General features: G+C 40.2%; 21 protein-coding genes and 2 pseudogenes. 9 read left to right on the top strand and 14 right to left on the bottom strand.

The window, feature by feature from the left end:
* From PROCOU_RS12945 to PROCOU_RS12955, 3 genes are all read right to left on the bottom strand, one after another.
* The coding region (locus tag PROCOU_RS12945) for an SDR family NAD(P)-dependent oxidoreductase (RefSeq protein ID WP_036073111.1) at positions 1–274 on the bottom strand (274 nt) is incomplete at its 3' end.
* Between the two features lie 18 nt (positions 275–292).
* Positions 293–706: a phosphate-starvation-inducible protein PsiE gene (gene psiE / locus PROCOU_RS12950; protein WP_036073169.1), complete on the bottom strand. Its 414-nt coding sequence runs from the start codon at positions 704–706 to the stop codon at positions 293–295.
* A 67-nt stretch (positions 707–773) separates the two neighbouring features.
* Positions 774–1,502 (bottom strand): gamma-glutamyl-gamma-aminobutyrate hydrolase family protein, encoded by a 729-nt coding sequence (locus PROCOU_RS12955; RefSeq protein ID WP_036073114.1) that lies wholly within the window; start codon positions 1,500–1,502, stop codon positions 774–776.
* Between the two features lie 155 nt (positions 1,503–1,657).
* Between PROCOU_RS12955 and PROCOU_RS12960 the strand changes: the two genes are divergently transcribed.
* On the top strand, positions 1,658–3,622 hold the full coding sequence (locus PROCOU_RS12960; RefSeq protein WP_036073116.1) for a fructose-1,6-bisphosphatase: 1,965 nt from the start codon (positions 1,658–1,660) through the stop codon (positions 3,620–3,622).
* 424 nt (positions 3,623–4,046) lie between these two features.
* Here the strand turns inward: PROCOU_RS12960 and PROCOU_RS12965 are convergent.
* Positions 4,047–4,409: pseudogene (locus PROCOU_RS12965) on the bottom strand (SMI1/KNR4 family protein); the annotation flags it as partial.
* A 371-nt stretch (positions 4,410–4,780) separates the two neighbouring features.
* On the opposite strand from PROCOU_RS12965, the gene PROCOU_RS12970 reads away from it, so the two are divergent.
* The gene (locus PROCOU_RS12970) at positions 4,781–6,136 is read left to right on the top strand and encodes an aspartate kinase (protein ID WP_036073120.1); all 1,356 of its coding nucleotides are present in this window, start codon (positions 4,781–4,783) and stop codon (positions 6,134–6,136) included.
* 55 nt (positions 6,137–6,191) lie between these two features.
* Here PROCOU_RS12970 and PROCOU_RS12975 read toward each other — a convergent pair whose 3' ends face one another.
* A complete protein-coding gene (locus PROCOU_RS12975) occupies positions 6,192–8,537 on the bottom strand; it encodes a cation-translocating P-type ATPase (RefSeq protein WP_036073121.1) in 2,346 nt (781 codons plus the stop codon).
* A 304-nt stretch (positions 8,538–8,841) separates the two neighbouring features.
* Here PROCOU_RS12975 and PROCOU_RS12980 point away from each other — a divergent pair, with 304 nt between their 5' ends.
* Complete coding sequence (locus PROCOU_RS12980) at positions 8,842–9,324, top strand: hypothetical protein (protein WP_036073123.1); 483 nt, start codon at positions 8,842–8,844, stop codon at positions 9,322–9,324.
* Positions 9,325–9,567: 243 nt separating this feature from the next.
* On the opposite strand, the gene PROCOU_RS12985 is transcribed toward PROCOU_RS12980, so the two are convergent.
* From PROCOU_RS12985 to PROCOU_RS13000, 4 genes are all read right to left on the bottom strand, one after another.
* On the bottom strand, positions 9,568–10,281 hold the full coding sequence (locus PROCOU_RS12985; RefSeq protein WP_036073124.1) for a LutC/YkgG family protein: 714 nt from the start codon (positions 10,279–10,281) through the stop codon (positions 9,568–9,570).
* On the bottom strand, positions 10,278–11,750 hold the full coding sequence (locus tag PROCOU_RS12990) for a LutB/LldF family L-lactate oxidation iron-sulfur protein (protein ID WP_036073126.1): 1,473 nt from the start codon (positions 11,748–11,750) through the stop codon (positions 10,278–10,280). The genes PROCOU_RS12985 and PROCOU_RS12990 overlap by 4 nt, the downstream gene beginning before the upstream one ends.
* A gap of 12 nt (positions 11,751–11,762) precedes the next feature.
* A complete protein-coding gene (locus PROCOU_RS12995; RefSeq protein WP_036073129.1) occupies positions 11,763–12,506 on the bottom strand; it encodes a (Fe-S)-binding protein in 744 nt (247 codons plus the stop codon).
* 285 nt (positions 12,507–12,791) lie between these two features.
* Complete coding sequence (locus tag PROCOU_RS13000; RefSeq protein ID WP_036073131.1) at positions 12,792–13,439, bottom strand: GntR family transcriptional regulator; 648 nt, start codon at positions 13,437–13,439, stop codon at positions 12,792–12,794.
* A gap of 146 nt (positions 13,440–13,585) precedes the next feature.
* On the opposite strand from PROCOU_RS13000, the gene PROCOU_RS13005 reads away from it, so the two are divergent.
* The 5 genes and pseudogenes from PROCOU_RS13005 (at position 13,586) to PROCOU_RS13020 (ending at position 17,675) form a co-directional block, all read left to right on the top strand.
* A complete protein-coding gene (locus tag PROCOU_RS13005) occupies positions 13,586–15,034 on the top strand; it encodes an AcpB/EbpR/MafR family transcriptional regulator (protein WP_159101231.1) in 1,449 nt (482 codons plus the stop codon).
* A gap of 25 nt (positions 15,035–15,059) precedes the next feature.
* Complete coding sequence (locus PROCOU_RS13010) at positions 15,060–15,956, top strand: ABC transporter ATP-binding protein (RefSeq protein WP_036073136.1); 897 nt, start codon at positions 15,060–15,062, stop codon at positions 15,954–15,956.
* Entirely contained in the window at positions 15,949–16,230 is a 282-nt protein-coding gene (locus tag PROCOU_RS19100) for an ABC transporter permease family protein (protein WP_341871263.1), read from the top strand. The genes PROCOU_RS13010 and PROCOU_RS19100 overlap by 8 nt, the downstream gene beginning before the upstream one ends.
* Positions 16,127–17,185, top strand: coding sequence for an ABC transporter permease (locus tag PROCOU_RS13015; RefSeq protein WP_341871264.1), 1,059 nt, complete (start codon positions 16,127–16,129; stop codon positions 17,183–17,185). The genes PROCOU_RS19100 and PROCOU_RS13015 overlap by 104 nt, the downstream gene beginning before the upstream one ends.
* 15 nt (positions 17,186–17,200) lie before the next feature.
* Positions 17,201–17,675 (top strand): annotated as a pseudogene (locus PROCOU_RS13020) (GNAT family N-acetyltransferase).
* Between the two features lie 878 nt (positions 17,676–18,553).
* Here PROCOU_RS13020 and PROCOU_RS13025 read toward each other — a convergent pair.
* A complete protein-coding gene (locus PROCOU_RS13025; protein WP_036073137.1) occupies positions 18,554–19,570 on the bottom strand; it encodes a PTS sugar transporter subunit IIC in 1,017 nt (338 codons plus the stop codon).
* A gap of 270 nt (positions 19,571–19,840) precedes the next feature.
* Here PROCOU_RS13025 and PROCOU_RS17260 point away from each other — a divergent pair, with 270 nt between their 5' ends.
* Positions 19,841–20,020: a hypothetical protein gene (locus PROCOU_RS17260; RefSeq protein WP_077913447.1), complete on the top strand. Its 180-nt coding sequence runs from the start codon at positions 19,841–19,843 to the stop codon at positions 20,018–20,020.
* Positions 20,021–20,058: 38 nt separating this feature from the next.
* Here the strand turns inward: PROCOU_RS17260 and mreB are convergent, their stop codons facing one another.
* The 4 genes from mreB to PROCOU_RS13050 form a co-directional block, all read right to left on the bottom strand.
* Entirely contained in the window at positions 20,059–21,072 is a 1,014-nt protein-coding gene (gene mreB / locus PROCOU_RS13035; RefSeq protein WP_036073141.1) for a rod shape-determining protein, read from the bottom strand.
* A gap of 159 nt (positions 21,073–21,231) precedes the next feature.
* Entirely contained in the window at positions 21,232–21,534 is a 303-nt protein-coding gene (locus tag PROCOU_RS13040) for a nucleotide pyrophosphohydrolase (RefSeq protein ID WP_036073143.1), read from the bottom strand.
* A 42-nt stretch (positions 21,535–21,576) separates the two neighbouring features.
* The gene (locus tag PROCOU_RS13045) at positions 21,577–22,722 is read right to left on the bottom strand and encodes a mannitol-1-phosphate 5-dehydrogenase (protein WP_036073145.1); all 1,146 of its coding nucleotides are present in this window, start codon (positions 22,720–22,722) and stop codon (positions 21,577–21,579) included.
* Entirely contained in the window at positions 22,719–23,153 is a 435-nt protein-coding gene (locus tag PROCOU_RS13050; RefSeq protein WP_036073146.1) for a PTS mannitol transporter subunit IIA, read from the bottom strand. Before PROCOU_RS13050 ends, PROCOU_RS13045 begins: the two co-directional genes overlap by 4 nt.
* Position 23,154: the final 1 nt, after the last annotated feature.

The following is a 23,154-nucleotide window of genomic DNA, read 5'->3' on the forward strand; positions in this document are numbered from 1 at the left end:
CTGTCCCTTTTAACTTCCCTTCAATGGATTGCTCGTTGTTTTCTGGTGTCATCGTTGTAAGCGGCCCGAAGTATGCAGAGCCAGCCGCAACAACTAGCGCATCGATTTTTCCGACCTGCTCATACATCGCCTGAATGCTCGTAACCGACGTCATATCTACCGTAACATCTGATTCTTTACGACTCGCCGTAATAATCGTATGTTGCTCCTGCTCCAATTTCGAGACAATTGCTTTTCCAATCGTTCCTGTTGCGCCAACTACTAATATCTTCATGTATTATTCCTCCTAAAACTAATTCATATCCCGTCGCAACGTCTTCGTATTAGCGACAAAAAGAGATACTAAAAGTACAAGAATCGCACCAGATAAGAGCAATGTCGCCAGCGCACTTTCATGATCGATAATAATATAGCGAACAATCGCTGTAATACCAATATAAATAAAATAGCGTAGCGGAAAATGATATTCCATCTCAAAGTATTTAATAATCAAGGCTAAAAACTCAAAATAAAGGAAGAATACCAAAATTTCTTCGGTAATCTGATAAAAACTCTCGGAAGTATCGTAAAAAATGCTATGGAATATTTCCCAAATTTCTTTAAACATCGCAATGACAAGTATGACTGCGACTAGGATTAATGCGAGATTTAGCGCAGCTCGCAATAACCGCGGTGTTTTATCTGACCATTTCTTAATAGACTCTATCATCTGATTGCCAGCTCCTCCCGTTTGTCTATCTATTGTACCAGATTTTGCCCTAAAATTCATTTGCTTACTTGTTGTTCGTTTCAACTTTTTGGATAAAAGTTTCGAATAAGGCACACATTTCATTACCTTGCTTCACCATAATTTCAGGGTGCCACTGAACACCTACGACGAATAAATCTCCTTCGCGTTCCAAAGCCTCTATTACGCCATCCGATGCCCAAGCTGTTGCATGAAATTCAGCAGCCACAGTTTTGATTACTTGATGATGTAATGAGTTCACCATTGTCTTCTCGCCAAAAATCGCGCGTAACTCTGAATTTTCTTTTGTCACGACGGAGTGAATTGGAAAGCCTGGGTCTGTATGTTGTAAATGCTGGCGCTCAATTCCTGGTGCATAACTGATATCTTGATAAAGTGATCCACCAAAAGCCACATTCATCAGCTGAACACCACGACAGATTGCTAAAACAGGTTTATTTTGAGCTAATGTTTCTTTCAATAATTCCATTTCGTATAAATCACGATCTGGTAGCGTTCCACTAAGTAATGCTAACGGTTCTTCTCCGTATAGGAATGGCGAAACATCATCACCGCCAGTAAGTACCAAGCCATCGATATGTTCCACGATTTCTTTCGCGTAACATGTTTCTGTCACCGGCAAAATAATTGGTGCACCTCCCGCTTTTGCAACGGCCTTAACATACGTATCGTTCACTGTAGCACGGTCCTCAAATATATTTTGTGGAAACTCCATACTACGGCGTGTTCCCGAAATTCCAATAATAACTGCCATTTTCAATCGCATCCTCTCAAAGCTTACTTTCTATTATAGTACATAACCGTTTTTCAAAATTCGAATCATCTGCCTTGCGAAATAAACTTTCGTTATCTATAATGAACTATACCAATTAATATTATCTGGCTTTTTTAAAGGGAGGAATTACATTTATGGACGCAGACCAATTAAAGTATTTACGTTTGTTATCTCGTAGCTACCCTACCATTGCAAGCACCGCCACAGAAATTATTAATTTAGAAGCAATTCTTAATCTACCAAAAGGCACAGAACATTTTTTAAGCGATTTACACGGAGAATATGAGGCTTTTGAGCAAGTCATTCGCAACGGCTCTGGTGTCGTCAAACGTAAAATTTACGATGTATTTGGCAATCGGCTGACGGATGCCGAAATGAACAGTTTAGCGACTTTAATCTACTATCCAGAACAGAAGCTCGATTTGATTTCAGAAACAACAGAAAATCTGGATTTGTGGTATCGCAATACGCTTTTTCAATTAATTGAGCTCTGTATCCACGTCTCCTCTAAGTATACTCGTTCCAAGGTTCGCAAGGCAATGCCCGCTGACTTTGAATATATTTTACAAGAATTATTGCATGAAAATCATCTCGTGATGGACAAATCACTTTATTATGAAGAAATTATCACAAGTATTATTTCACTTGAGCGCGCGTCTGAGTTTATTGGTGCACTTTCGCGGCTGATTCAGCGTCTTGTAGTAGATCATTTACATATCGTTGGCGACGTCTATGATCGCGGACCTTACCCAGATAAAATTATGGATTCTTTGATGAATTACCATTCCCTTGATTTTCAGTGGGGCAATCACGACATGCTCTGGATGGGGGCTGCGAGCGGCTCACGTGTTTGTTTAGCCAACGTGTTGCGGATTTCCAGTCGGTATCTTAATCTCGATATTATTGAAGACAGCTACGGTATCTCGATTCGCCCCTTGGCCCTTTTTGCCGAATCGAATTATGGTGACGATCCATGCACAGCCTTTCTACCGCAGAAAACCGCAATTACTGAGCAAAGTACAATGGAGATTAACCAGATTGCACGGATGCATAAAGCAATTGCCGTTATCCAATTCAAGCTTGAAGGCGAAATCATAGCACGTCATCCAGAATTCGAAATGGAGCATCGTTTGCTGCTTAGCATGATCGATTACGATGCTGGAACAGTGAGGATCAAAGGCAAGACCTATCCATTAAAAGATACTCATTTTCCAACCATTGACCCTGCTAACCCATACGTACTCACACCAGAAGAACACGAACTAATCAACAGACTCGTATCCTCCTTTAAAAATTGCGAAAAACTACAACGCCACGTTTCCTTTCTTTACGCCAAAGGGAGCATGGTTCTGACGTATAATAACAACCTACTCTATCATGGTTGCATTCCGTTAAACGAAGACGGCAGTTTTATGGAAATGACTTTAAAAGGGAAAAAATACGCTGGACGAGCTTTGCTAGAACAATTTGAGCAAATCGCACGTGAAGGCTATTTTCGAACGAGTGGAACCTCTGAAAAGAAATACGCGCTTGATATCGTTTGGTATCTATGGACTGGCGCCACCTCCTCCTTATTCGGGAAGAGTGAGATGACGACATTCGAGCGCTATTTTGTAGCAGATAGAGAGACACATGTTGAAAAGAAGAATGCCTATTACAAACTACGAAATGAAGAAAAAATTTGTCATCAGATTCTGGCCGAGTTCGATTTAGATTCCAGCGGTCACATTATCAACGGTCACACACCCGTCAAAGAAGGCAATGGTGAGAGCCCAATCAAGGCTGGTGGTAAAATGCTAGTCATCGATGGTGGCTTTTCCCCTGCTTATCAAAAAACAACAGGTCTCGCAGGATACACGCTTCTCTATAACTCATTTGGTCTTCAGCTCGTTTCCCATCAACCATTTACATCGACCGAAGACGCGATTCAGCAAGAAACCGATATTCTCTCCACACGCCAAGTCATTGAAACAGAAACTAAGCGAAAACTCGTTCGCAATACAGATATTGGGAAAGACTTGTTGCAACAAATCGATGAGTTGAAATGCCTACTCGGTGCATACCGGGAAGGTTTGATTAAAGAACGGCATAACAGTTAGCTAAGAACACAAAAGATGGTTGGCGCATAACCCAGCGAAATCGGCCCTCAAACGCTCGATTTTGCTGGGTTATGGCCTCATATTAATTATCCGCTAAAAACGCTTCTATCATTTCCCTAATTTATCATTAACTCTAATCATTTTCTTAATAGCTCTGAGCATTATTCAATGAATGCGGAGTTAACGATATTCTCTATTCTGATTTCATTCCGTGCACTACTAGAAACATTGATTTTTTTGATCCTCAGTTACCTCTGCAGAAACTTTTTTTTAGAGTCCAATATGAGCTTGCACCGTCTTTTGGCATCAAATAATCATGAATCTATACATTTAGGCCTTCAACTACCTCACCAATAGCCGGAGACATAACCAAATTTCTAATTTCTTCATGTGTCGGTATGTAAATATGCTCGAGATCATCATCCTATTCCAATTCATACATCAAATCTAATAATGCCTCAAAACTATCGCAAATTGTATGGCTTTCATCACAGTCCGTATCAATATATACGATTTTAGGAGATGTGGTAGTTCCTTCATAATCAAACGCTACAAAAGAGTGCCCATCACCACCAATAATAACGATGTTGTCTTTCGTAATTTCCCATTCTTCTCTATAATATTCCGTCTCGATGATGCCATCCTCTGCCCCTATCCCGTATAACGAGTCCAGCAAGATATGCTTTTCTCCATCCTCAACCTCAAATTCCACACGAACGGCATTTGTTTTTAAGTATCCCCCATTCTGATTTTGCAACGCTTGAATATAGCTCGTGGGCAAAGATACACCAAATGTTTTTTTCTACTAGCTCTATATGCTGTTGCTCCAGCCTAGCCGCTTTTTCATTATCCTCTCTCCATATATTCATATCTACACTCCTTATTTTTTGATTTTTTATATTATTTTTGCAAAGTTAAGCTAAACTAACCTTCAAAATAACATATTGTACATGTGTTTTCAAATACAGACAATAGCCGAACTAGCTATCTTTCGTTCACTTTCTGCGCTTCACATTAGAAATAAATTTTAATAATTCTAAAAACATATTGTCTTTTCTGATAAAAACGTTCATAATGGATAGATAATATGGTCTAGGCATTTTATCAATCGCATTAACAGAATACTTAGCCAAATGAATTAAATCAGGAGTGTGAAAAATGAAAGTTATTAAATTCGGCGGAAGTTCGCTGGCTTCGGCTACGCAACTACAAAAAGTATACAAAATCGTGGTAGATGATTCAAAGCGAAAGTTCGTTGTAGTATCAGCTCCTGGTAAACGTTTTGCAGATGATGTAAAGGTCACTGATTTATTAATTGACTGTGGAGCAAAGCATCTTTTAGGGGAAACAGCTGTAGATTTGGAGCAAGAAGTCTTATCACGTTATGCCTCGATTGCCGAGGAACTTGGCCTTGGGGAAGAGATTATGACGCGAATTACACAAGATTTCAAAGAACTTCTCATCTCTGACAAAACCAATCCTGACCGCTACATGGACCGGATTAAAGCGAGTGGCGAGGACAATAATGCCAAATTAATTGCTGCATTTTTCCGAAGTCAAGGAACGGAAGCGCACTATGTCAATCCAAAAGACGCGGGGTTGTTTGTCACAGATGAGCCTGGAAATGCTCAGGTTCTGCCAGAGAGCTATGATAATTTGTATAAACTATTGGATCGTGATGGGATTATTGTTTTTCCAGGGTTCTTTGGGTATACAAAAGACGGTGAAATCAGTACGTTCTCGCGTAGTGGTTCGGATATTACCGGGGCGATTGTGGCAAATGGTGTGAAAGCAGAAGTTTATGAGAACTTCACAGATGTGGATGCTGTGTATGCAGTAAATCCCTCCATTGTGCATAAACCGAATGCAATTGTAGAGCTGACTTACCGCGAGATGCGTGAACTATCCTATGCTGGTTTTTCAGTGTTCCATGATGAAGCGCTTGTGCCAGCCTTTCAAGCAGGAATTCCTGTACAAATTAAAAATACGAATCGACCCGAGCTTCCAGGGACACGTGTCATTCATCATCGGGAAAACACAAATGGTCCAGTCGTTGGGATTGCAAGCGATGGCGGTTTTTGTAGTATTTATATTACTAAGTACTTAATGAACCGCGAGATCGGATTTGGCCGTAAAGTATTGGAAATTTTAGAAGATGTTGGCTTAACCTATGAGCACATGCCTTCGGGAATTGATGATTTGACGATTATTTTGCGAGAAAATCAGATGGACCATCAGACAAAGATCACTGTTTTAGACCGCTTGAAAAATGAACTTTCATCTGATGAAGTCATTATCGAACACGGGATTGCGCTTGTGATGGTCGTTGGTGAGGCGATGAAACACAACGTTGGAACAACAGCGCGAGCTTCAAAAGCATTATCTGAAGCTAAAATTAATATCGAGATGATAAATCAGGGGTCTTCGGAAGTCAGTATTATGTTCGGTGTAAAGGAAGACCAAGAGAAAAAAGCGGTTCGTGCCTTATATAATGAATTTTTCCATGCAGAATAAGCAATGGATCGACTCGGAATTAGTGAGTCGATCCATTTTTTGCGTCCATTAATAATTAGTCCCTTGCTCCGGCCCAACCAAACCGCATAATCGTATGGCGGATAAACCAGTACAATGGACCACATGAAACTAATAACGGTACATAAATGAGCATCATTTGCCAGTCAAAAATCGATACGAGCGAAAAGAACTTGCCACCGAATAGGAATAGACAAACAAATGCAGCCATCATTGTTACTATCAGTACTTTTGTTTTGCGCCCAAATGGATGGCCCACACTAATCAATGCGACAAAACATGTTGCCCCTGTCAACATCACATTCATGGTCGATGTTTGCGCAAAACTTAAGCCTAGCATATTTCCAAATCCTAAAATAAGCATGATATATGTGATAACACAAGTCGCTGCAGGCACAGATGTTTGCAATACTTTATGGAGAAATTGCCCTTTTATACGGGCATAGTTAGGTTTTAAAGCTAAGAAGAATGACGGAATTCCAACAGTTAGCGCTGAAATTGGACTCAGCTGAATTGGCTGAAATGGATACGCACCTGCTAGGAAAATAAAAGCGAGCGCAAGTACCGTCGAATACATCGTTTTAATAAGATAAAGTGATGCCACACGTTCAATATTATTCACAACACGTCTGCCTTCACGCATAACATCAATCATCGAATCAAAGTTATTCGATAAAAGGACAAAATCAGAAACGCTACGCGCGGCATCACTACCTTCTGCCATCGCAATACTACAATTCGCTTCTTTTAAAGCAAGTACATCATTAACGCCATCACCAGTCATCGCAACAGTGTGCCCCTGACTTTTATAGGTTTGAATCAGATGCTTTTTTTGATGTGGCGTCACCCTTCCAAAAACCGTATAAGCTTCCATAATAGGCATTAAATCTGCATCACCAGCGACTTCACTCATATCAATATATTTATCGCCATTCGCAATGCCCGCACGAACAGCAACATTAGAAACCGTCACTGGGTTGTCTCCTGAGATTACCTTTATCGCAACTCCTTCCGCAGCGAAAAAAGCAAATGTGTCGGGTGCCTCCTCACGAATATTATCCGCAATCAAGATAAAAGCTAACAACACACATCGTTCCGGCAAAACACTTTCTGTCAGTGTTTCCTGAGAATGAGCAACCGCCAAAACCCGAAAACCTTGTTGTGCATATTCATCTAACTCTTGTCGATTCTCCGCTGACAAATCTCTAAAAATGAACTCCGGCGCGCCGATTAAAAACGTCCCTTTCTCCGTAAAACTACAACCGCTCCATTTACGCGCGGAAGAAAACGGAATCCGCTTCTCAATTTGCCACTCCGGATTTTCTGTGAAGTGTTTTCCCAGTGCCATACTAGTCGCGTTATTATCCGAAAGCGAACCGACAATCGCACCAACACTCGCATCAATTTGCGAAGATGTCACGCGCGGATGTTTCAACACGATATCCGTCACGTCCAATTTCCCATCCGTAATCGTTCCCGTTTTATCTAAACACAACACATCGACACGTGCCAATGTCTCAATACATGGCATTGATTTCACGAGTACCTTCTGTTTCGCCAAATTAATAACGCCAACCGCAAGCGCAATACTTGTCAAAAGTACGAGCCCCTCTGGAATCATTCCAATCATTGCCGCAGCCGTTCCTAATACTGATTCTTTCAGCGGCAATCCTTGAAAGTACTTCGAGAAAAATAGCGCCAAACCAATTGGAATAATGATAAACGTCAATACTTTTATAATTTTTTTAATAGAGCGAATTAACTCGCTATCTGGGCGCTTTTCTTGCTTCACTTCCATTGAAATTTTTGAAACAAAGCTATGCTCACCGACTGCAGAAACTTTCACATAGGCCTGACCACTGACAATATAACTTCCTGACATCACGTAATCATCCGTGCGTTTTACAACAGGCTCAGCCTCACCGGTCAATTGAGATTCATCCACCTCCAAGCCGTCCGTTTGAAGCACCATACCATCCGCACAAATCTGATCTTCACGATTCAGTAGCATCACATCATCAAGCACAAGATCAGCCTGTTCCAATTCGTGAACGACAGCGTCACGCACAACTTTCACTTTCGCTTGTGTCAGAATCGTTAGCTTATCGATATTTCGCTTCGCCCGAATCTCTTGAAAAATCCCCATTGCCGTATTACTAATCGCAACACCTAGAAATAACAGATTTTGATAGCTTCCGACGAGAATAATGAAACTTGCGATAACGACATTTATCATATTAAAAAGTGTGAACGTATTATCTCGAATAATGCCTAGCACACTCCGAGTTAAGGGTTTCAGTGCATGATTGACCTGTCCATGCTCTATACGCTCGGCTACCTCATTTGAAGTTAAGCCTGCTGGATTTTTTGTTTTATTTTCCATCTCAACAGATCCTTTTCTTTTAGAATAGCAATGCAAAAAAACGAGTTCTTCGATACATTCATTATGCCGTATTATATCAAAAGAAGATAAAAATACGATGAGATTTTAAAATTTTTTTGAGATTCTCTCATTTTTATAACATATTATATACTACCCCTTTTAAACAATTAACTACCATTAAAAATCTTTTTTTTCATTTCTGTCCATTTCTGTGACAAGATTGAATTTCCTAAATAACGTATCCATGGTTTAATAGTTATAGAGGCAGCGAACAGGCGCCAAAAAAAAACTAGGAGGAGATACAATGAATACAGATACATTGACGCAAAATGAAACTTTAGATACGAAAATCCAAGCTGGGAAGTTCCTTACAACTTTACTTGATTCAGGAATCGCTAACGAGAGAATAGTTTTAAAGAAGAACGACAAAATCGAATTAACTGCATCAAACGACACGCCTTATATCTTTGTCATTGTATCTGGGGTTACTAGTATTTTCTCCAATACAAATGTAGCGATAGATTTTGCTGGCGAAGGTGACCTACTAGATTATAACATTTACTCTAGCCAACTATTCGGAAAAGCTCTAACAGACGAAGTTATCGTTTGGAGATTCTCACAGATTGACGTATTTAACCAAATCGCACAGAATACAGAGCTTCAATTACAGCATTACCATATGTTACAAATCATTCAGCGTCGTTTAGAAAAAAAAGCAAATGCAAGCAACATTAGACACGAAAAACATGATTGCCGCTTTTATTCACACGTTAGCGATTCGTTATAATACACAAACAGACGATCAAGGTATGATTGAATTACCAAGATACTTTTCAAGAAAAATGATCGCTAATTACGTAGGTGTTGGACTTACTACACTGACTACTCACTTGCAAAAACTAATGGAAGAAGAGCGTGTCATCTTTAATAGTCGCGTACTTTTAATCGATGCAGAAAACAGGATTTAAAAAATAAGTCGAATAAAAAAATCATGCTTAGCACCTTTGCCAAACATGACTTTTTATTCGACTTATTTATCTATTACTACGATATAAGTAACGCTAATTGGACCATGTACACCAACCACCAGTTGCATCTCAATATCTCCTGAATTCGATGGGCCAGAAATGAAATTAATAGAAGAACCAATTTCCTGACCACTGGCAATACGCGCATCATAATAATCTGCAGCTTGTGTAGAACGTGGCACAATCTTGCTTTTCGGAATGATTGCAATGTAATGTACCGGTAAGAAATGAAGCGTCCGACCTTGCTTTGGACTAGATTCCACAACGACGGATCCGCTCTCAGCAAGAAGAAAATCAGCAAATGCTATCGCAATGTTGGCATCAGCTGCCGTAGCAATGTTCGCCACACGATTTTCCCGGCCTTCTTTCCAAACCGATACAGCACATTTATCCCACGCATTATCTGCTAAATTTTGAAGACCATACTCAGCAAATCGTTGGTCATCCGCAATTAGCACCGACTCGTTCCCATAATTGGTAGCGATTTTTTCGATATGTTTTGCAAGCTCCGCAACAGGCGTCTCTACAACATCTGTATGAATCCGGGTACAAGCATCTTTAGCAATCGCAAGCAACTCATCTTGCGTCTTTCCGACCAACGTCTCATTCGCAATCGTATGCACTCGCTCAGGTTGCTTCACACCTGTTCGGCGTCTCTCCCGTCCTAGTTTCTCCGCGATTCCATTCAAAAAGGCTTCCCGGTTATCCGTTGTCATTCCGCGACACCTCCTGTTTCCCGATTTTTATACCACGTTCGGAAATTATCGCGTTCTTTCGGCGGTCTCGGCAAATCACGCACACTTGTCCAGCCTTTAATCAAACCAAATCCACCGTTGATGAAGCCACCATACTGATACAAGTTTTCTGTCGTAGTAGATGGTTTTGCACCTAACACACCAAGTCCAACATGACCAAATTTGAGCGCCTGCTTAAACAAGAACGGTGAGGCTGTAGCTTTGGCAATAAAGCGCATTTGCTGATCCACGAAACCATGCCCCATCTTCAACTCATCCGTCATCACCCGACGATGCTCCACTAACAAACCGTGGAGTGGAATTTTGACAGGGCACGTATCTGTACAAGCACCGCACAAACTAGACGCATAAGGTAGTTCTCCAAATTGTTCATAACCACCAAGTACTGGCGAAAGTACAGCTCCAATTGGGCCTGGGTAAATTGATCCATAGCCATGTCCACCAATCGTCCGGTACACTGGACAAACATTCAAACAAGAGCCACAGCGAATGCACTGCAATACCGATTGAAACTCTGTACCAAGCGCCTCCGAACGTTTATTATCCAGAATCACCACATGAAAATCATCCGGACCATCCGATTCCTCCGTCAATTTTGGCCCTGAAAAAGTAATATAACTCGTCAAACTTTGCCCAACCGCACTACGTGATAATAAATTATCCATCACTTCCGCATCTGCCATATTGGGCACAATCCGCTCCATTCCCATCAACACAATCTGCGTATCCGGAATGCTCTCACATAAATCCGCGTTTCCCTCGTTCGTAACCAAATTAACCATACCGCTATTAGCAACCGCAAAATTACAACCAGTAATCCCAACATCTGCATCCAAGAAGAATTCCCGCAACACTTCGCGCGCAAACCGTGCCATGTGCTCTGGCTCATTATCTCCGTCATACCCCAACTTCTCCTTAAAAACCAGCCGAATCTGCTCTCGGTTCTTATGTATATCTGGAAAAACAATATGCGACGGCTCATCCCAATCGTCCATCTGCAAAATAAATTCTGCAAGATCGGTCTCCATTACCGAGACTCCGTCCATTTCCAACAACAGCCGATCCAAATCAATCTCCGTTGTCACCATCGATTTAGACTTCACAATTTTTTTCGCATTTTTCTGCCTAATTACGTCTTTTACATAATCCGTCGCTTCCTTTTCCGTCGACGCAAAAAATACTTTTCCACCATTCTTCGTTACGTTATCACTAAACTGCTCCAAATAAAAATCAAGATTCTCCAATGTATGCTGTCGAATTTGCTCACCAAGATCACGCCACTCTTCCCAGTTTCCCAATTTTTCACGCGATGTTTCTCGTTTTATCCATTGATCATCCTGCGCCTTAGCAACTGCGTTTTGCATAAATGTATCATCTAAGCTCTCCTTCACCCGCGCATCAAAAGTTTTCGTACTCGTTGATAGTCCCATATAAAATCCCCCTTAACCAATCACCCGAACAGGCTTTGTAACATTACTATTCAATACCTCAGCAATATGCATAATCTTGATTTCTTTACCTTCACGATTAAATTTGCCACCAATATTCATCAAGCACCCCATATCCGCGCTAATCAAAATCTCGGCATCCGTCGCCACAACATCTGCCATCTTCTCCGCGACCATTTGCTCTGAAATCGCCGGCATCTTCACTGAGAAAGTCCCGCCAAATCCACAACAATTCTCCACATGTGGTAATGGTACCATTTCTAATCCGCGCACCTCCGCAAGTAAAGCATATGGAGCTTCCTTCTCACCCAAAATTCGCGTCATATGGCACGAGCGATGATACGTAGCTTTACCTTCGAGTGTAGCCCCAACATCCACGACACCTAAAACATGATACAAAAACTGCGAAAATTCATATGTTTTTGCACTGAGTTCTCGAGCTGCATCCGCATAATCTGGATCATCCTTAAAAATTTCTGCATATTCGCGTATCATACCAACACACGATCCCGAAGGTCCAACTACATATTCCGAGTCCTTAAATGCCTCCAATTGATTAATCAACGTAGCCTGTGTTTTTTCCATGTAACCGCTATTATAAGTGGGTTGCCCACAACAAACCTGCGACTCTGGAAAATCCGTCTCACACCCCAATCGCTCCAAGCACTCCACCATTGCGATCCCAACATTCGGAAACATCATATCCACAAGACACGTCGAAAAAATACTGACTTTCATTCTATACGCCCCCATCACCTTTATGTATTCTTCCTTCTACCAGTAAATTCTATCATAAATATCACCGGAAAACGAATAAAAACCACTCGTTATCGAGGTTTAAAATTGGTTTTATCTGTGGTTTATCTGATTTTTTGAGAGAAAAAACAGCTTTTTTTTTATACAGGTCCCCCCGCAAAAAAAGCTGTTTAATCTAATTTCATGAATCGACTAAAAAATTTCATCATGAATCGTATTTTTTAATAGCATTATCACTTAGAAAACGCTACTATTAAGAAGGGAGAGCTAATCAACTAATAAGGAAATATAATAATTATACAGTTCCTGTACAATGCTTTTAGCCTGATCATAAGCACGGTCTTCTAAAGCCATCAAAAGCAGTCCTGTAGCCTCGGCCGTACACATCGATGACATTAATAAAAATTTCTTACCAAAGATATCATCAAAAGCCGTCAACTGCTTATTAATCGTTTGTAAGCTCTTATCTAGAATATCCATATTCGCTTGCTTACACAGCTCAATATAAAACCGCTCGCTTGCTTGAATATAAGCCAAATAATCATGTTTGTTGACTCCCATTTTCATTGCTTCCACGTGCATACTCAGTGGTTTTTTTACAATCGGAATATTCGTTTCTTTTAATTTCTGGATGATGTATTCCATATTCAAAAACATAATTTGAAATCGACCAGAATAATAGAATTCTTTGCCATGTGTTTCCTTCACGCTGTACATATCCGTTGCCACTTGGTTTAATAATCCTCTTTGACATAACAATTGCAATGCTTGTTCCGCAATATGGCTCGATACTCCAAACTCAGCGGCCAAATTTTGCACCTCAATTGTGTCACCTATTTTGTAGTCTTGGCAAAGAACAGCTTTCTTAATAGAAGCATAAATTTCATCTGCTACGCGCTCATTGTTTAACATCATAGTCATTACCTGCTTTTTTCGATTTTAGTATCCCTATTCATTTTAAACCATATGGAGCGACTAAAAAAGAGGGGCTTCTCTCAATGTTGACTTTGAAGAGCGCAAAAAATAAGAAGTTTTACAAACCCAGAAAGGATGATGTCAACATGAAAGGTATTTTAGAAAAAGATAAAGAACGCCAACTACTCATTATTAAAGTCCTTTTATCCGAACGCAAAACATGGGATCGCAAAGAAATTTGTAAAATTGTGCGCTGCTCCAAGAAAACATTAGCTCGTGATATGAAAAATCTAGAAAGCTCCTTGCCAGACAAATGGAAACTAATCAACACAACGGAAGGCATCCTTTTAGAAAAACCATTTGATGAAAACTTTATTCACCTATTCTCTGCCTTCTTTTCAGAAACCTATTTGTTTCGAATCTGCTATGATATTTACGATGAAAAAGAAATATCACTTGCTATGTGGTGTCAAGAAAACTACGTTAGTCCCGCAACAGTATACCGCAAGCTTGCCCCAGTAGACCGTTACTTAAAATCCATTCATCTCCAACTTGAGAACAAGCCACTGAACCTCATAGGTAAAGAATCACAAATCCGCTTCTTGTACTATGATTTATTTTTCAACGCCTATCCCGCTCACGATTTATTTTTCATCGACATTAGTTGGGAAATTATAGATGGCTTTATTGAAGATGTTATGCGAAAATTAGATATATACTTTTCCCCAGCGGCAAAAATTCAATATGCTGCTTGGATTGGGCTTTCTCTCACTCGCATCAAGAGAGGTTATCCTATTGACAATCGCAGCAAAAGAACAACTCGGACATGGGAGGCTTATAATAAACGCGCAAATCTAGCAGAATGCTTTCGAATATTAGCGGATGCAAGCCATATTCAAATTTCTGAAGCTGAATCTATCTTTATCTTATCCTGCATTTTCTTCTGTTCTAAATCATATAATTCAGAAAAATCCAGAACCACACGTATTGAGACATGTAAAGAAGTCAATCCCATTACTTACCGACTTGTAGAAGCAATTTTCAATATTTTGCCGAAAAATGAATGGGATGCTGACGACTTGATGGTAAGTCTAATTGATATCTTTGCCGTGTTTCATGCCGTGGAAAGCCCGCTTTTCTTAGCACAAGAGCGCTTTTTGATTAAAGAAGAACATGTTTTATCTCCTGATTTAGAACAACAGATTGCGACTATTTTTCAAACCTTCTCACAAAATCCGATGTATGCTTACTTGCAGGAAAATTATGATGTATTGATGCACCGAATTGGAATAAGTATTCAGAGCGCGATAGAACGAACTGCACGGCCTGCGATTTTAACAGCAAAAATTTTCTCACAAAACGGTTTTTTATGGGAGGATCTTGTGAGGAAGACGATCCGTTCACGTTATTCCGCGCAGCAACTTATCATCGTTGGGAGTGGGCATCCACAAGCTGATTTTATCATTACAGACTTGCCATTACCACATAGTACTATCCCGCAACTCGTCTGGAATACGAATCCAACTTTACGCGATTGGCAAGTGCTAGATACCTATCTAGAAGAACGAACACGCCAAAAAGAAGAACTACTTTAAATTCAAAAAGGAGCTGAATAGCTATATGCTACAAGTAAACAATGTATCCAAACAATTCGGCACAAAAACTGTTGTCGATGATTTACATTTCCAGATTAATGAAAGTGAAATTCTCGGCTTAATCGGCCAAAATGGTGCTGGAAAAACAACTACTTTCCGTCTCATCCTTAATTTTTTACGCCCAAACAGTGGTGAAATTCTCTGGGACAATCGAGAAATAGCAAAAATAAATACCGATATCATCGGTTATTTACCAGAAGAACGCGGTCTCTATCCAGATGTCACCATTGAAGACCAAATCATTTTTTTCGCAGAATTAAAAGGCTGTTCTCGCGCTAAAATCAAACCAGAAATCGACCTTTGGATGGAACGAGCTGAAATTGTTGGTAAAAAGACTGATCTCGTCAAAACGCTCTCTAAAGGAAATCAACAAAAAATCCAACTCATTAGCACAATTATTCACCGTCCAAGACTCGTTATCCTCGACGAACCATTCAGCGGCCTTGATCCAGTCAATGCCGAAATCCTGAAAAAATTTGTTTTTGACCTAAAAGCAGATGGCGCCACGATTATTTTCTCAAGTCATCGCATGGAGAACGTCGATGAATTGTGCGATTCCCTCGTAATGCTAAAACAAGGAAAAACCGTATTACGTGGGAAATCCGAAGACGTCAAAAACAGCTTTGGACGCAAACGAATTATGCTTGATGCACCACATCCCACAGAAGCTATTGCAGCCTTAGCTGGTGTTACACAAATCGAGAATTATAAAGGCATTCGAATCGTCCATCTGGCAGAAGAATCTGACGCTACCACTGTGTTCGATTTTGTTACGAAAGATGGTTTTATTCCAATGTTTAGCTTAGAACCACCAACACTCGAAGAAATTTTCAAATGGAAAGCAGGTGAAACGAATGAGTAAATTCTGGGTCATTACATCGCAAGTCTACAAACGCCGTGTCAAAACAAAATCATTCCTAGTTTCCCTACTTCTCCCACTACTTATCGGTGCAGCTATTTTTGCACTACCAAAAATCATCGACTACTTCGGTGGCAGTGATGAGCCAACAAAAATCGCCGTCATCTCCGAAAATCCAGCTTTTTCAGCAGCTATTTCTGCAGATAAAGCTAATTTTAAAGTCGATAAAAAAAATCGAAACCGAGAAAAAGGCAAAAAAATCACTGACAGCCGGTGATATTGAAGGATTCGTGACGATTACATCACTTGATAATGAAGTGAAAGCCATATATACATCCGAAGAAACAGCAGGAAACACTCTCATCGCAGCGCTTCAAAACGACATCACAAGTGTCACGCTCCAACAAAAAATTAAAGAATATAACATTACCGAAAAGCAGTTAGCAAGTCTCACCACTCCAGTCCCAGTAACAAACGAGTTGCTATCTAATGACCAACTAACGAACAGCCAAAAGGAAGCGATGAGCGCAGCCATTTTGATGCTTACCCTCGTTATTTTTATCTTCGTAATGAGTTATGCAAGCATTGTCGCGGCAGAAATTGCAAATGAAAAAGGCACACGAATCATGGAAATTATTCTATCCAGCGTCTCGTCAACTACCCACTTGCTTGCGAAATTGACCGCGATTCTACTCATGCTACTGACACAAATCGCCTTTTACGGTATGTGTATCGCTATTGTCATGATTGGTGGGAAAAATACCGAAATGATTCAAAACATACTACACCAGCTAGCCCAATTTCCGACGTACTATCTCATTCTTAATGTTTTATTCATTGTCTTTGGCTTGCTTCTCTATATTTTGCTCTCGGCAGTTATTGGCTCTATGGCACCAAACGTTGAAACCGTGTCCCAATTCATGTATCCGATGACAATGCTCGCAATTATTGGCTACTGGGGGTCTATTGCAGCCGCTAATGCACCGAATAATATGCTGGTCATCATCGGTTCCTACGTTCCAACTTTCTCGCCGATGATGATGCTTGCCCGAATGGACCTACTTGCCGTCAACGCGACTGGTATTTTCATTTCACTTGGAATTCTTGTCGTAACGAACGCCCTAGCATTTTGGCTAGCAATCCGACTTTACCGTGGCAACGTACTTCTATACACGAACGATGGCCTGTTCAAAACTTGGAAAACATCCTTAAAATATGCGAAGCGCGACTAGAAAAGAGGTTTTATAATGCTTATCAGAAAATCAACAAAAAACGATGCTGCAGGAATGATAGAAGTTGAACATCTCGTCTGGACACCAGGAACAACACCTGGAGATACCCATTATGCAACAGAATCCGAATACTTATTAAGAAATCCACCCGAATCAAAAGTAGTGGCTGAAATCGATGGGAAAATTGCCGGTATTCTAGGCTTCCACTCTCCCATCCCACTAAAAAGTAACGAACATGTTTGGATGTTAGATATCGCTGTACATCCCGATTTCCAAAGACATGGCGTCGGTTCTGCACTTATGCAAGAACTGTATCGTATTGCCAAAGCAGAGAATAAGAAAAAAAATATCCTTACGTGTGCTATCGACAAACGAAAAAGCAATTCAATTCTATAAGAAACACGGTTTTGAAAAAGAAGGCCATCTCCGCAACGAATTTATTATCGACGGTAACTATGTAGATGATATTTTCATGGCTGTTTTCCTCTAGAATTAGTTACTTTAGATTTATTAAAAAATCTTATTTTACCAATATTGTATATCTAATATATCATTTTACACTATTTATGTTTTAACTTTATAAAAAACGGCTAATGTATAGTATCAAAACGATAGAGGGTGATTGGATGACAGAATCGCACAGACTGAAAGATAAGCTTATAGGTGAAATGGACAAATTAGCCACACAAGCCAAAGGTCAGTTTAGTAAGTTAACCAATGACGTTGTCGGAGTAGCCCGTATTTAAGAAGGATATTTGAACCGTAGTAAGAAATTCGATTATCCAACGATTATTGTTTGCACAAGTTATTCGTATCTCACTTTTCCCTATTCTCGTTAACGAAAGCGATATTTGTTTTTAATGAATATCGTGCGAGTAATCTATATGTTTTATCTCACTTTGAGTGCATATAGATGTATGGATAGAGATACCATAACTTTGCTATAGTCGGATATCGTCTGGTGAAGGAAGTTTTTAAGTAACTGGCTAGTCTTGCGAGAGCTTGAGGAAGACCGCCGTAATTGAAGGTCGCGTCAAGAGTTATAACACTCGTTTAAGGCAAGGAATACGGAATCTCGATACGTCGCTCCAACTATATCGACCTCACTTTTTGATATAGCTAGCGAAAAAGTTTCGTATTCAATTATTGGATTCTAAAAATGACATTATGGTAGTCATATCTACTAGTCCAAAGTTGTCTATTAAATATCTGGATTTTCCATTCAATCTACCGTTTATTTTTAGATATTCTATCGTATTTCGATTTATTTAAACCAGTTACTCAGACAAATTCCGGCACATCACGAGGAAAGAGGATGAATAGGTTATGATGCTTTTATAGCTCATTCCCTACTTCATCCTCTTTTTTTTATTCTAATTCTACTCGTAAATCGCCATTTCGCAACCAAGAAGATCGCAATAAGAATGGCCTAGCTATAAGTGCAATCACTGCTGGTATGACAACCGCGACAAGTAAGAATGCAGTGAATGATAACCAACCAAAATTGGCAATCAAGAAAAGTGGGGCAACAAAGGCACATAGTCCAAGCCCCGCAACCTCAGCAGATGCCTGCAAATGAAAGATTAGGACGCCAATTGGACTTGCAACCACTGCTGAAATAAGTGGCACAATCATCACCGCAGGCCGCTTAATGATGTTTGGCGTCTGTAATTTTGGCGTGCAGATTAATTGTGCAAAAAATGCTCCCCAATTATTGTCTCTAAATCCGAGCACCGCAAAGGAGACAAACTGCACCGAGCAACCAATCAAAGCTGCTGCACTCGCTGTCGGGTCAAGCTGCAGGGCAATTGCTAACGCCGCAGAAGATGCTGGACTTAAAATCAAAATCGCAAAAATGAGTGAGATTACCATTGATGACACAATCGGCGAACCGTCCACAAGTGATGTAATCCCACCACTTACCGATGTCAAAACAGGCGCCATGATTTTAGAAAATAAAAGTCCACTTATCCCCCCTGAAAGCAATGCTGCAGCAGGGATTAAAATCATATCAAAATTTGTTCTCCCTGTTACGCGTTTTCCAACCCAAACCGCAACAATGACAGCCAAGATGGCGCCAATCGGCTCACCGCCAATAATCGCAAACCCACCATTTTCTAAAGCCAAGATGGCGCCTCCCCCAATAACAGACGCAGCTGCTGCACTAATCACAACAAGTGTGTTAGCGCCAAGACATATCGCAATTCCAACGCCTAGCCCAGGAATCAGCAATAATTTCCCAACAGCTCCAATCTCTGTTAACCATGTAAAGCCTGCCATCTGTCCAATCGTTTGTAATAATAAACCCATTCCAAGCGTTACTAAAACCGCATTTGCAATCCCCATTGATGCCTTATAAGAGCGATCAACAATATAATCCTTCATACTTTATCCCCTTTTCTCACTTAATCCTCTCTATCTTAGCGATAATAGGACTAAAGAGCAAGAAAAGTTTTACTTACTAAACAAAAATAAAGCTGAAATGAATAAAATAGCTTTAAATACCGCAAGAACATCCATTCAAATAGAAACAAACGAACTAATGTTCAATATCTAGTTTAGTCTATTAAATATTCATGATATATCAAAAGACACTTAATCTTTCTTACTTTTTTCTGTATAATGGAGATATTACATATAGAAAGGAGTTTTTTCATGAAACTTATCGGCTTAATTCTGCTTATTTTAGGTATCATTGGTATTGGTGTATCCTTTAGTATCGTTGGGATTATTGGCTTTATCGTTTGCTTAGCCTCTCTTGTCCTTTTCATACTCGGTATCCTGTTCATGATTCGTTCTAAAAGAAAAAATAAACGCTCCTATTCATATAGATAATATAAAAAGTAGCGATCCGTTTGGCGGATCGCTACTTTTTATCGTGCCGTTACTTTTTCAACATTAATTAATTTATCTAAATGCTCTGCTGCCATGCTTGTTCCAAGCGCTACAGATTCGAACGGGGCTGGGGCCAAATGAATTGGCACTAGTATTTGATCGTGTAACCAATCCTGTAAACCTTCCAACAACGAGCCGCCACCAGTCAACATCAAGCCACTTGCACGGATATTTCCACTTAATTCAGGCGGACTTGTTTCTAGTGTTGCTTGAACCACACCCAAAATACGCTTCAAAAACTCATCAATTTCTTCTTGGAATTCAGTCGATGGAACTTTAATCGTAATTGGAAAGCCAGTAACTAAATCGCGTCCTTCAATCTCAATCATCTTCTTTTCAAGCGACGTATCACAATGTAGTTGCCATTTGACTTGTTCCGCAGTTTCTAAGCCAATCAAAACATTATGCTTATTACGAACCAATTGCGCAATATCACGATCAAGCTCATCTCCTGATTTACGCACCGTTGAGCTCGTGACAATACCTCCATACGAAACGAGCGATGTCGATATTTTTCCAGCGCCGATGTCTACAATAACATTAGCAATCGGCTTCTCAAACGGTAATCCAGCGCCAATCGTTGCTGCAAGAGAACCTTCTATAAAGTAAAGCGATTTGACACCGAGGGAAAATAAAATGTCTCCAATCGCTTGACGTTCAATATTCGTAGCACCAGGAAGCAGTGAAACAATCAAATCCATTTGTTTAAAACGCTTACCAGTAACCGCAGTAACGCGACTTTCGACTTTTTGCATTAATCGTAATGTCATATCGAAATCAGCAATAATACCGCCTTGTAATGGGCTGAGCACCACAATCGATTCCGGTGTTTTCTCTGCCAGTTCTTTCGCTTCATGGCCAATTTCTAAAACTTTATTTTTCTTCATATCGTATGCTAAAACTGTAGGCTCATGAAAAATCATTTTCTCCATGTCTGAGTAGATACTAATATTAGCCGTGCCAATATCAATACCAATTGTAACTTTCCCCATATTTCTTTTCCCACTTTCCTAAATGTTGATTTTCAGATTCGCCTCATCGTCTATAGCTATCCTCTTCTAGTATATCAGGTCTAAAAAATATAATCCATGACGAAGCCGTGAACTTTTTGAAAAAAGTGTGATAAAAAGAAGCAAAACACACCCATTTAATTAGATATGTTTCGCTGGGTATTTTACTGCATTTTTAGCTAGCTTTTCATTTACAATTGTTTCAACATCGACATCCATTGCATCAGCCATCTGAATTGCATAAATGAAAACGTCCGCTAATTCCTCTAAAATTTCTGTACGTTTGGCACTCACAGCCTCTTTACTTGTCTTCCATTGAAAGCACTCCAGCAATTCATTAGCCTCGAGCGTGAGAGATACAGCCAAATCTTTTTGCAAATTGTATTGGCCTTCCCAGCCACGCTCCTCAATAAACTGACGAATAGTTTGTTTTAATTGCTCCATTGTGCTACCCCTTTTTTAAAGAGCGTAACATATATTACTACATCAAGCTAGTTTTAAATAGGAATCCTTTACTTTCTCAAACAGCTTCGAGTAACTTTCAATACCAGTTACATCAGCAATTGCTTTTTCAAGCCCCACTGCTGCAACAAGCGCCTGTAGCTCTACAGCCTCCGTATCATCTGGATCATTAAAACGTAAAGCTGCAGCAATCGCATCAGCAAGTGCTTTCGGCGTTTCATTAAAGGCTTCAACAAACTGACGTGCTGGCTGAACAAAGCGATCATTTGGTCCTAATTTACGCATTGGTGAGCGGCCGACACGCGATACGTAATCCGAAATATAAGGATTTTTGAATCTTTCAATAATTTTGTCAATATAAGCTTGATGTTCCTTATGCGCAAAATCAAATTTCTTCTCCAGCAAAGCTCCAGTCTCCTCGAGTGCGCTACGAACAGCGAATAGTACTTTTTCATTATGAATAGCAGCTTCAATGGAATCGATATTTTTCATGTGGCCTACATAAGCAGTAACGGCATGTCCCGTATTGACCGTAAACAATTTTCGCTCAATATATGGGGTTAAGTCAGCCACATAAGTTATTCCAGGAACTTCTGGCGCCGCAACTTTAATCGCGCTTTCTTCCACAACCCATTCATAAAAAGGCTCCACTAGAACTGTTAGCGGATCATTATGCGTTTGGTTAGGAACAATCCGATCAACTGCCGCATTCGGAAATGATATAAATTCATCCGCGTATTTTTTCTCGGCATCCGTTAATTCATCATAAACACTAGCTTGAAGTGACTCAGAGGCACCAATCATATTCTCGCACGCCATCACAACTAACGGTTTTTTGATTACTATTCTCGCTTTAATTGCAGCGACTAGCGTTTTCGCAATAAACGGCAAAATCGTTGGACCAACAGCTGTCGTCACAAGCTCCGTTTCCAAAATAGCAGCAATCACTTGCTCCGGATTTTTCTGACTGTTAATCGCACTAACATCTGTAATCAAATCCACTCGCTGTGAATCATCGGCCAAAATCACGTTGTACTGCTTTTTCTCGTTTAAAGCATCTACAACCGTTTCATTCACATCTACAAACGTGACATGATATTTTGCCTCATGTAGCAACTGCCCAATAAATCCACGCCCAATATTCCCAGCACCAAAATGTACGGCAATCATGCGCTTTCGCTCCCCTCAAAGAAGTCTATAATCTCTTGTTTCGTCTCAGCTGCAACGATTTGTGCTACATTCTCTTCTTCCGAGCAGACAATCGCGATGCTACTTAGCAAATCCATATGCTCCCCGTTCGCACCGGCAATTCCTATTAAAACTTTCACCTCGTTGCCGTCAAATGAAACACCATCTGGTACCTGTAAAATAACGATTCCCGAATTTTTAATCATATCTCTTGAATCATCCGTGCCGTGGGGAATCGCCACCATATTCCCAATAAACGTTGTCGTCAAAGCGTCTCGTTCTTTCATCTTCTCAATATAAGGCATTTCCACATATCCCTGCTCCACTAGCAGTTGTCCCGCTGCAGTAATCGCCTCCTCCTTCGTACTAAAGGCTTGTTTCAAAGCAATATCCTGACTATTCAATGCTACCATC

It is taken from the genome of Listeria rocourtiae FSL F6-920, from assembly GCF_000525975.1.
In the GTDB taxonomy this organism is placed as follows: Bacteria; Bacillota; Bacilli; order Lactobacillales; family Listeriaceae; genus Listeria_A; species Listeria_A rocourtiae.